This window comes from Mycobacterium sp., from assembly GCF_049281135.1.
Taxonomy (GTDB): Bacteria; Actinomycetota; Actinomycetes; order Mycobacteriales; family Mycobacteriaceae; genus Mycobacterium.
Genome location: NZ_JBAPRN010000179.1, coordinates 1 through 10040, shown reverse-complemented (window position 1 = coordinate 10040; position 10040 = coordinate 1). Strand labels below are relative to the sequence as shown.

Below are 10040 nucleotides of genomic sequence, written 5' to 3'. Positions count from 1 at the left end.
CGGATCAACGCGCCGTGGGCATCCACGTCGCCGAACTGGTAACTGATCGACATGAGGGTTCTCCTAAGACGTTTCGGTGATCGGCTAGCTGGACAGGATCTGCTGCGAGGCCTGCTCTTGGGACTCGTAATTGTTGGCGTCGCGGATCAGACCGTCGCGCACCCCGTGCAGCATGTTGACGATGTTGCGGAACGCGGTGTTCATCTGGCCCATGGTGTCGTAGGAGGTGGCCTGCGCGGTGCCACTCCAGCCGGCCCCGGCGATGTTTTGGCTCGATGCCCACATCTTGCGGGCCTCGTCCTCAACGGTCTGGGCGTGCACATCGAAACGGCCCGCCATCGACCGCATCTCGTGCGGGTCAGTCATAAAACGTGAAGGCACTTGCTTCTCCTATCGTGTGCGTTTGTTTGCTAGCGGCCGAGATTGACGATTCGTCGTAGGAAGGCGGCACGCCTGCCGTGTAACGCCTAGACGAACACCTTTGTGGGCATGAATTTGGGCTTGCCGCCGTAGCGTGGTCCGCCCATGCCCATGCCGGACTTGCCGCCGGCGGCGGCCATCCCCGGCATGATGCCGTTCATGCCGCCACCCGCGACGCCAGCGGTCTGAGCTGCGGCGGCGGTCCCGGTCGACCCCGCCAACGTGATCTCGCCAGCGGCCGCAGGGGTGGCCGCAGACCAGGAGGCCGGCACCGATAGTCCGCCGACCGATGACGCCGAGCCCACACCGGCCAGGGTTGCGCCGCCAATGCCGCCAGCGCCCGAGGATGCGCCCGCCAACGTCGTGCCGAAGCCCAAACCGGCGCCGAGTGGGGTGGTGTCGCTGATGGTGACGCCGAACGGAGAGCCGGCGAGGAAGTGGCCGAGAAGTGGCAACGTGGCGGTCATCATGGCGGTGTTCCAGGAAAGCGTGACACCGATGTTGTAAATGCCATTGACCATGATCGGTGTGCCGAACAAACTGTTGAGAGCGGACAGGATGGAGGTGGGGGTGTCCGCCGCCGGGTTAGCGGCCGCACTCGCCGCGTTTTGCAGGTTACCGAGTGTGTTGTTGAGCGTCGACGAGGTGCCATTGCTGCTGGCGGCGCTGCTGACCGCCGACGCTTGCTGTCCCTGCCCGGCCGGGTTCGTGTTTTGTTCCGGCGGGGTCAACGGTGAGAGCGTCGCGGCGGCTGACGAGGCGGCGGCGTAGCCCATCATCGCGGCGGCATCCTGCGCCCAAAACTCGGCATAGAGGGCCTCGTTCGCCATGATCGCCGGGGTGTTTATGCCCAGGAAGTTGGTCGCGACGAGCACTGCCAATGCCGCCCGGTTGGCGGCGATAACTGGGGGCGGGATGCTGGCGGCAAAGGCCGTCTCGTAGGCCGCCGCTGACGCGATGGCCTGCGTGGACGCTTGCTGTAGCTGCCCGGAAGTGGTGGTCAGCCAGTCGATGTAGGGCTGGGCCGAGGCGGCCATCGCCTGTGACGACGGTCCCTGCCATTCCGAGCCGGAGAGCTGGGAGATGACCGACTCGTAGGCTGCCGCGTTCGAGCTCAATTCCGCACTCAGGGTGCCGAACGCCGTCGAGGCGGCCGTCAGCGGGCCTACGCCGGCGCCGGCGTAGATGAGTGCGGAGTTGACCTCTGGGGGCCGCGCTGCGAAGTCAAAGACCATTTTTAATCCCGTCTCTTGCTGATCGGATTGTGTTTGAGGCTTAACCGGCCACCATTGGCCGCCCTAAATTCCTAGTCGGACGCCGCGGCCGCGGCGATCGCGGCGGCCGCTCTGCTCACGTATGCCATGTGTCTCTCCTGTGTGGAAAGCGGCCGGCCCCGAGGGGTCGGCCACAGTGGTCAGTGTCAGTGAGTGCTGGAATCCGGCGTCGGGTCCACGGGTCTACCTTCGCGTAACCTGAGCGCGACCGCATACCGCGTTAATGGCTTCTTAACGTTCGGACGGAATTTTTAACACGCGGGTTTTACCGACCTGCCGTTTCGGACGCCGGGTCAGGGTTTCAGCAGCCACGCGCTACATTCGTCGCTGGCCCCCATAGCCCAATCGGCAGAGGCAGCGGACTTAAAATCCGCCCAGTGTGGGTTCGAATCCCACTGGGGGCACGTCGGAACGCAGGTGCGTAGTCTCAGGTTGAACTCAGGGTGCTCTTAGGGGAGAAGCTGTGCTGCGGGTGGACGACGCGTCCACGGTCCACCTTGGCAACACCATGCCTGGCCGACATAGCGCCTTGACGGTTTCTTAACGGCCCGGATGGCGCTGGCCGCGACCAGCGAATCGGGCCGGACGGTCCACCTGGATCCGCAGTGTCCAGCTGGCTCAGGTCGCTTCCAGGCCAGTTGTGACCTCGCTTGCTCCGCCAACGATGGCTTTGAGGCCGTGAGCGGCATGCGTGTCGACAACATATAGTTGCGCGATGGTTTTCGAACTCGGTGCGGACGCGGGAGAAAAGGTTGTCAGCGATGTGTCCACGCCAACCGTGTTCATAGGTACACCCATGTATGGGGGCACGGCCACCGGGATTTACACCGTGTCGATGGTTGAGTTACCCGCTGTATTTTTGAGAAACCGGGTTGATTTGTTGTACGCCTTCTGGAATGAAGCCCTCGTGCCGAACGCCAGGAATGTCTTGACCCAGCAATTTCTAGAATCTCCGGCTACTCATTTGATGTGGATTGACGCGGATATCGGGTTCGATGCCACGGACATAATCAGCATGCTGATAGCTGACAAGGACATCGTGTGTGGGATATATCCCAAGAGAGAAATCGATTGGGCGCGCGTCTCGGAGGCGGTCAGGGCTGGCGTGCCGCCCGATGGGTTAAGCGACTATGCCGGCTCATTCGTATTGAAACCTCTGGATGGTTCTGGCGGAGCGGAGGATGCCGACCCTGACGGGCTGTTCGAAATTGAAGCCGGAGGTACCGGGTTCATGCTCATCAAGCGCGCCGTGTTCGAAGCCCTGGCCGAAGACGCTGCCGAATATTTATCAGACTATCTACCAGGCCGAAAAGCGATCAAAGAGTTTTACTCCACGGCAATCGAGCCTGGGTTAGGCCGGTTGATAGCGGAGGACTTTAATTTCTGTAGGCAGGCGCGGAGCCATGGTTTCAAGATCTATGCGGCGCCCTGGGTTCGCTTACGCCATGCCGGAACATATGTCTTTGACCGCCATTTTGACCCGGGCTGGCTGAAGTAACCGACGAATCCGCAATTGATCGCCGCGGCAAGTAGGCCGCCGTGGTTGTTTGAAGTTTTATTGGCCGTCGTTGGCCGGGTTGGGTTCCTAGATCGGCTTGGGGATCGAGGGCATGACCTTGGGTTTGACGCCGTAGCGCGGGGCTCCGAAGCTCGAGCCGCCGCGACCGCCGTTGGCGAGCGCGGGCATGCCGGCCACGGTGCCCGGAGATCCGGCCGACACCCCGCCGGGTGCAGCGGTCCAGCTCTGCGACGCCAGGGTGACGGGCGTGCTCGCCCCGGGGATTCCGGCTCCGCCGGCCCAGCTGGGCGGTACCGACAGCTGGCCGATCGACGATCCTCCGCCGGCCGCGGCCAGCACCGGTGCAGCGCCGGCTCCGCTGAGACCACCGGCCGCACCGACGGCGCCTGCCGGACTGACGTCGGTGGCCAAGGCAGTGCCCAGGCCGCCGAAGTCGGCCGACGCGGTCGAGGGACCGGCCAGCGCGGTCATCAGACCGCCACCGCCCATACCGATCAAGTCCGATTCTGCGGAGGCGAAGTTACCCACCTCGTCCAGCGGCACCTGGATCAGGTTGCTGGACAAGCCGCCGGCGATTCCGGTGGTCAGCAAGGTGGTCAGGCTGGAGATGAGGCCGGTGATGGTGGTCGGCGCCGCGCTGGAGGCCGCGCTCGACGCCCCGCTCGTCGCGTTGGACAGCGAGGACGCCGCGGCCCCGGCCTGGTTGGCGGCCTCGGTGTCTGAGTAGGAGCTCGACGAGCTCTGCAACATGCTCACGAACTGCTGGTGAATGGCCTCAGCTTGAGCACTGACCGTTTGGTAGAGCTGGCCGTAGGTGGAGAACACGCCGGCCTGCAGCGCCGATACCTCGTCGGCACCCGCGGGGGCGAGGCCTGTGGTCGGGGCTGCGGCGGCCGAGCTCTCCGACGCAAACGAGTTGCCGATGCCTTCGAGCTGGGTCGCGGCCGCGGCGATCGCGGCGGGCGCTGTGCTCACGTATGCCATGAATCACTCCAGGTTCCCGATGTTCAACAGGTGGACGACGCGGCGTGCGCTTTACCGATGGCAAAAGCGGCGACGGGATGCATGCGCCCTTACGGTTTTTAATGGGCACAGGTGGCCGGTCGCGAATGGGCGATTGAGCCAAGCGGTCGGTTGGGACCGCCAATGTCACGCAGATCCGGCCGTGGCGGCCGCGATATCAGCCCCGCACCTCGTGCAGCTTGCAGATATGGCCGTGACCACCATGCGCCGTGAAACATCACGAGACAGAACGACGAAAGCTGAAGCTTGTCAACGACTTTGTGACGTCAATGGCGGTGCGTCGATGGTCGACTTCACGATTCGGACGGCGGAAGGACCGTCAGGGTAACGTTCCCCGCATTCCGGACGGTTGGAGATGATCATGGCGTCTACTGAGCCGATCATTGTCGTATTGGGCCCGCGGTGCGGAGGTACGTCAGCCGTCGCCGGCGTGCTGCACCACCTAGGCGTATACATGGGCACCGAATTCAGCTTTGCCTATCGCGAAATCAGTCAAAGCTGGGAAGAGTCAGGGCTACACCAGTTGTGCAGCAGAGCCTTTAGCGAGCCTGGCGATCAACTCCAAATGGAGCCCAGTCTGTTGCTGTCGAAACTGCGCAGTTGGGCCGACGACCATCGCCGCGCTGCCCGAGTCGCGGGACGCCGATCTGGCGCCAAGGATCCGTGCCTTTGCCTCGCGGTCGATTTCATACGCGAGGCCTGGGGGCCGATCGTCCCGGTTGTGGTGAACCGGGAATTCGACAAGGTGGTGGCGTCTCTGAATCGACTGGGCTGGTTGCCGAATGAGCACGAGCGAGCCGCGTCGACCGCGCGCCTCATCGCCTCGCGCGACAGAGCGCTAGCCGGCGCCGCGACCGTCACCGTTGACTTCGAGGAGCTCCGCGCCGCGCCCGTCGATGTGATCCGCCGTCTCGCGGCTGAGCTGAACCTCGAGGTGACAGAAGCCCAAATACTGGCCGCCGTGGATAGTGTCGTTAACACCGCTGAAATATCTCGCGAGGTGGATCCCTACCAGCGTTTCATCGATCGACTACTGCCTGCAGTGCGACGCAATCCCGACGATGCGCATTCGGTGTCCGCGCTGGCCCAGGTGTATTTCGATTCAGGCGATTTCGCCAACGCGCGCAGATGGTTTGGACGCAAGATTGAGATCGGGGGCACGGACGAGGAGATCTACGTGGCGATGCTCCGGGTCGCCCAATCGCTGGAGCAGCTCGGTACGCCATGGCTCGCTGTTCAAGACGCATACATGCTGGCCTGGGAGTTCCGGCCGACCCGCGCGGAGCCCTTCTATTGCATTGCCCTGCACTACTTCAACGAGCAGCGCTACCGGCTCGGTTACCTCTTTGCCGAGCGCGCCGCCGAAATCCCGCTGCCCGCGGACGACATGATCGTGCCCTATCCGGACGTCTACACGTGGCGTTCAGCCGACCTGCAGGCCAGATGCGGGTTCTGCATAGGCGAGCACAATGAGGCGTTCGCATTGTGGATGCGCCTGTTGGCCCGTCCTGATATTCCCGATGGTGATCGGCAGAGGATTTCGGCGTCCCGAGACCTGGCTGATGTTCAGCGGTAGCTGCCAGCGCCTTCCAGCAGATCGGCGGCGTTCGCGGCGCTCACTGCGGGCTTTGTCACGAGGTCCGCTATCGCGCGCGCCCGAGTGATGCATTGCGGGTCGAGGATGGATTCCAGATCTGCGATCAGCGAACCCAGGTTGCTGGCCGAGAAGTCCCGCCCTGAACCCACTTTCAGCCGCGTGACGGCGTCTGCCCACAGCTGCTGATCGTTGGTCGGGTGCCAGAGGATCAATGTGGGTATTCCAGCCCGCATGCCCGCGGCGGTCGTACCGGCGCCACCTTGATGAACCGCCGCGCGGCAAGCCGGAAAAATGGCGGCATGGTTCATCTCGCCCACAACTTTTACCCGGTCAGATTGCGGGACGTTCGCGAAGTTGCTCGCTCCAGCGCAAATCAACGCCCGCTCACCTAAGCGCTCGCAGGCGACGCTGATCAGGGCCAACGTGTGAGCGGGGTGTTGGAGCCATACGCCGCTGCCAAAGCCGAAGTAGATGGGCGGCGTTCCCTCGGCGATCCAGGACAACACCTCGTTGTCTACTTCGGTCGGCAACTCCAGCGTCAGGGTCCCCACGAAGGGTCGCCAACTATCTTCGCCCGCCCACTCGGCTGCCTGCTCGGGAAAACAGAACGCGTCGTAGGCCTGAATCTCGAGGACTCGCCGCGAGGGTTCCGCCGCGTCAGCCAGTCCCAATGTGCGGCGATGAGCGAGTTCAGCCTCCTCCATTGCGTCGCCGACCCAGCCACTTTGACGCAAGTGCGCGGCCGGGTAGAAGTGCAGCGTGGCGTGGGCAATGTTGTAGTACTCCGCGACATTGGCAGCCAGTTGCTGCTCGACTCTGCCTGTCAGTAGCAAGTCGGCCCGGTCTGCCAACGTCGTCAAGGTCGTGCCCCACTCCGCCATGGCGCGGGACAAGTACTCCTTGGTCTCGTCCACCACCGCGCCGGCCGGATCCTGGGGCGACCGGTTGCGGCTGGACGCGAGCGACTCCGGGCCGAAGGGGACCGCCGCAAGACCCGCCGACTCGACCAACCCCACCATCGCGGGTGCGACCGCCATGCACACGTCGTGACCCCGGCGCAGCAACTCCCGGCCGACGGCGGCGAAAGGCTCGGTGTCGCCACGAGATCCGTAGGCGGCGAGTACCATTTTCATCGGCGGAGTTTAACCCAGGCCGTGCCCCAGCGTACGAGCGGTCGTTCACCCGCCAAGCGAACCGACCGACGAATGCTGCGCCACAGCGGCTTTCGACGTCAATGAGTCATGTCGTCGACGAATCCGCAACATGGTCCAAATTCAATCGGCGAATCTGACTGGGCTGCAACACGGTTCGAAGCGGAAACTTCTTCCGCCAGGATCGCCAGACGCGGCCGACTCTGATGGAGACCATCGTCGCGATGTTGGACAGCCTCGTGACCTGCTCTGCTGCCCGCCGTGGTCCCGTGCGCGATGGAGGCGGGGGTAAGGGACTTCAAGGTAACGTTCCCGGCGTTCCGGACTGTTGGAGGGCGTGAATTGAACCCGCTTAGAGAACTGGTATCACCTTCGCGCCTGACGCACGTTGTAGATGTCGGAGCGAATCCCAACGACGGCGGCAAACCTCCCTACTTACCGATGCTCCATGCCGGCATCTGCCGGGTAACCGGATTCGAGCCGCAGCAAGAGGCGTTACTCACGCTCCAACGAACGGGTGGCCCGAACGAGCTGTATCTGCCCTACGCGGTTGGTGACGGTAGCTCACACACTTTAAAGATCTGTCGTGCATCCGGTATGACGAGCCTGCTCGAGCCAAACCCGGCAACTCTGGGACTTTTCCCGTCTCTCCAACCGTTCGCTGAGGTGATTCAACGGATAGCAGTCGAAACGCGTCGGCTTGACGACATTGAGGAGATCGAGCACCTCGACTTGCTCAAGATCGATATCCAGGGAGGTGAACTGCCTGTGTTCCAGAACGGGACGGCGAAGCTCGCCGAGACTGTGGCAATTCAGACCGAGGTGTCGTTCATGACGTGGTATCAGAACCAACCGCCTTTCGGGGAGGTTGATTCAGAGCTACGCCGTCAGGGGTTCGTTCCGCACTGCTTCACCGAAGTGAGGGGTAGGCGGATCGGCAACTTTACGGTTGGCGGTGTGGCTCCCCACTGGCTCAATCAGCTCACGGAGGCCGACATTGTTTATGTGCGTGACTTCACCCACCCGGACCTGATTGCCGATGAGCAGCTGAAACACTTGGCATTGATAGCGCACCACTGTTACAGGTCGTTCGACCTGGCGTTTCAGTGCCTGGTGTTACTGGAGGAAAGGCAAGTGCTAGAGACCGGAAGCTCGCAACGGTATCTGGGTCTGTAGGCCTGCGACAAGCGAGCTCAATTGTCGTCGGACGGGGGAAAGCGCGTCAGGCAATATGCCGTGAAGTCGAGTATCAACTCGTCCCGCCGAGCTTGACGCGGCACTCCGCCGGTACTGGCACCTTGCAATGCCATGAGCAGCCGCAGGATTGCGACGGGATCGAGCTGCTTCGCCGCTTCGTCGAAGCTCGTCAGTATGTTCGGTACGTCCTCGCCGTCCAGCGCGACCAACTTCATGATCTGCCGGACCGGGTCGGTGATTTCGGTTTCCTCGGTCAACGCACAGATGGCGCGGCCGTGTGACTCGATCCGCTGGTACATGCCCAGCAAGCCTTGGCCATATGCCCTTTTCAGATCATTGACGTAGCGCCGGAAGTCTTCCGCGTCCTGCGGGTTCGGTTGTTCGATGTTGGCAAGGCGCTTCAGGATAAGTTCATCTGGACGTTTGCCGAGGGCCGTCAGGAACCCGTTGATGTGGTGCTGTAGGGCAGCGTCGTAGGTGTCGCCGGTCATGGCTACCAGCGGAGTTTGAGGCGGCGAAGGTGAGTGACGCTGGTCGGTTTATGCACGACCATCGGCGTGAAGCCTCGTTTGAGTTCGAAATCCGGGATGCGATGCAACCACTCGGTCAAAAACGAATCCATCTCAAGGCGTGCCAGGTGCATGCCCAAGCATCGGTGGATGCCGCCGCCGAATGCCCAGTGGCGTTGGCGCTGGACCTCTCCGTCGCCGCCCCTCGATATCTCCTCTCCGCCGTCGGATCTACCGGCGGCTTCCAGCGCCAGCCACACTGAACTGAGCTTCGGGATCGTGACGCCGCCGATCTCGACTTCCCTCGTGGTCACCCGCGGTATGCCCGGCCCCGGCGGCTCGAGTCGGAAGATCTCTTCGGCGAACGCGCGAATCTGAGCTGGGTCCTCGCGTAACTGGGCCCGTAACTGCGGATCGCGTGCGAGATGTAGCAGCGCGAAAGTAATTGCTGAGGCCACCATTTCGATACCGGCAACGGAGAATAACAACAGAATGACCGACACCACTTCGACTTGGCTCAGCGGAAAACTTGGGTCGCCGACGAGTCGTTCCAGTAGTGGCCACAGAACGCCGGGTGGCCGCTCGGGATCTCGCAGCCCGGCGTCGAAGCTGGTGTTCAGCCACTTGACGAGTTCAAGCTGGGCTTGCCCGGTCGTGTCGCCGATTACAGCAGCCCGGGTCATCTCGTGCGCCCGAGTGTCTTCTGGTGGCAACCCGCACACCATGAAAAGTGCTTGGCACGCATAGGTGTCGGCGACTTCGGCTGCGTCGCACTGCCTTCTGGCCGCGACCTTGTCGATCAATTTCGCTGCCCTGGAACGCAAGTCCCCCGCGAACGGGGCCAACGCTCTGGGGCTGAAGAGCGGATGCAACACGCTGCCGAAACGGGCATGCTCTGTTCGCGTACCGCAGGAGAGTGGCACCTGTGGAAGGGGTGCGCCGAACAAATGAATCGCAAAGGTTTTCGGCGGCGACATGAACGTTTCCGGGTCGAGCAACGCCGCTCGCACATCGTCCCGGCGGGTGAGATAGAAGCCGTGCAGTGTCGGGTCGCCGGTGTCAATTTTCACCACCGGCCCAAGCTCGCGAAGGTGGCGCCAGTAGGCCGCGCGGTCTGCTGCGAAGAACGGACTCTCCTTGTGGTGCAGCGGAGGCGAAGCCACGTTGCCATCTCCAGGCACGTCGTTGTCGGTCATCGCCTTGTCAACCTACCGCCAGTTTGCTGGGACATCTCAGTCGATGCGGGTGGCGTGCATCTCCCACACCGGGGCGTGTGCTCGACCGTTGGGCAGCGTCGGCTCGATCAACTTGAACCGGAGTGCGGCGAGCTGGATCTCCTCAGCCTTGTCG

9 protein-coding genes and 1 tRNA gene are annotated in these 10040 nt (G+C 62.8%); 4 read left to right on the top strand and 6 right to left on the bottom strand.

The features are described from left to right. Positions 1-84 precede the first annotated feature (84 nt). Positions 85-381, bottom strand: coding sequence for a WXG100 family type VII secretion target (locus WAN02_RS07230; RefSeq protein ID WP_422263480.1), 297 nt, complete (start codon positions 379-381; stop codon positions 85-87). A gap of 86 nt (positions 382-467) precedes the next feature. After that, positions 468-1655, bottom strand: a complete 1188-nt coding sequence (locus WAN02_RS07225) for a PPE family protein (protein WP_422263479.1) — start codon at positions 1653-1655, stop codon at positions 468-470. Positions 1656-2024: 369 nt separating this feature from the next. Between WAN02_RS07225 and WAN02_RS07220 the strand changes: the two genes are divergently transcribed. Together WAN02_RS07220 and WAN02_RS07215 are read left to right on the top strand one after the other, a co-directional pair. Further along, positions 2025-2098: transfer RNA gene (locus WAN02_RS07220), tRNA-Leu, on the top strand. Between the two features lie 311 nt (positions 2099-2409). Then, on the top strand, positions 2410-3192 hold the full coding sequence (locus WAN02_RS07215) for a hypothetical protein (RefSeq protein WP_422263478.1): 783 nt from the start codon (positions 2410-2412) through the stop codon (positions 3190-3192). An 87-nt stretch (positions 3193-3279) separates the two neighbouring features. Here the strand turns inward: WAN02_RS07215 and WAN02_RS07210 are convergent, their stop codons facing one another. After that, the gene (locus WAN02_RS07210) at positions 3280-4197 is read right to left on the bottom strand and encodes a PPE family protein, SVP subgroup (protein WP_422263477.1); all 918 of its coding nucleotides are present in this window, start codon (positions 4195-4197) and stop codon (positions 3280-3282) included. A 400-nt stretch (positions 4198-4597) separates the two neighbouring features. Here WAN02_RS07210 and WAN02_RS07205 point away from each other — a divergent pair, with 400 nt between their 5' ends. Next, positions 4598-5812 (top strand): tetratricopeptide repeat protein, encoded by a 1215-nt coding sequence (locus WAN02_RS07205; RefSeq protein ID WP_422263476.1) that lies wholly within the window; start codon positions 4598-4600, stop codon positions 5810-5812. Here the strand turns inward: WAN02_RS07205 and WAN02_RS07200 are convergent. Beyond that, the gene (locus tag WAN02_RS07200) at positions 5803-6966 is read right to left on the bottom strand and encodes a glycosyltransferase (RefSeq protein ID WP_422263475.1); all 1164 of its coding nucleotides are present in this window, start codon (positions 6964-6966) and stop codon (positions 5803-5805) included. The two genes, WAN02_RS07205 and WAN02_RS07200, sit on opposite strands and share 10 nt — an antisense overlap. Before the next feature lie 294 nt (positions 6967-7260). Here WAN02_RS07200 and WAN02_RS07195 point away from each other — a divergent pair, with 294 nt between their 5' ends. Then, positions 7261-8160, top strand: a complete 900-nt coding sequence (locus WAN02_RS07195) for an FkbM family methyltransferase (RefSeq protein WP_422263474.1) — start codon at positions 7261-7263, stop codon at positions 8158-8160. A 17-nt stretch (positions 8161-8177) separates the two neighbouring features. Here the strand turns inward: WAN02_RS07195 and WAN02_RS07190 are convergent, their stop codons facing one another. Continuing rightward, the gene (locus tag WAN02_RS07190) at positions 8178-8672 is read right to left on the bottom strand and encodes a hypothetical protein (RefSeq protein ID WP_422263473.1); all 495 of its coding nucleotides are present in this window, start codon (positions 8670-8672) and stop codon (positions 8178-8180) included. 2 nt (positions 8673-8674) lie between these two features. After that, positions 8675-9886 carry a cytochrome P450 gene (locus WAN02_RS07185; RefSeq protein ID WP_422263472.1) on the bottom strand — a complete coding sequence of 404 codons (1212 nt, stop codon included), beginning with the start codon at positions 9884-9886 and terminating at the stop codon, positions 8675-8677. Positions 9887-10040: the final 154 nt, after the last annotated feature.

Coding starts and splice junctions, on each gene's coding strand:
- WAN02_RS07205 (WP_422263476.1), top strand. CDS start 4,598: ATGGCGTCTACTGAGCCGATCATTGTCGTATTGGGCCCGCGGTGCGGA.
- WAN02_RS07185 (WP_422263472.1), bottom strand. CDS start 9,886: ATGACCGACAACGACGTGCCTGGAGATGGCAACGTGGCTTCGCCTCCG.
- WAN02_RS07225 (WP_422263479.1), bottom strand. CDS start 1,655: ATGGTCTTTGACTTCGCAGCGCGGCCCCCAGAGGTCAACTCCGCACTC.
- WAN02_RS07200 (WP_422263475.1), bottom strand. CDS start 6,966: ATGAAAATGGTACTCGCCGCCTACGGATCTCGTGGCGACACCGAGCCT.
- WAN02_RS07195 (WP_422263474.1), top strand. CDS start 7,261: ATGGAGGCGGGGGTAAGGGACTTCAAGGTAACGTTCCCGGCGTTCCGG.
- WAN02_RS07210 (WP_422263477.1), bottom strand. CDS start 4,197: ATGGCATACGTGAGCACAGCGCCCGCCGCGATCGCCGCGGCCGCGACC.
- WAN02_RS07215 (WP_422263478.1), top strand. CDS start 2,410: ATGGTTTTCGAACTCGGTGCGGACGCGGGAGAAAAGGTTGTCAGCGAT.
- WAN02_RS07190 (WP_422263473.1), bottom strand. CDS start 8,672: ATGACCGGCGACACCTACGACGCTGCCCTACAGCACCACATCAACGGG.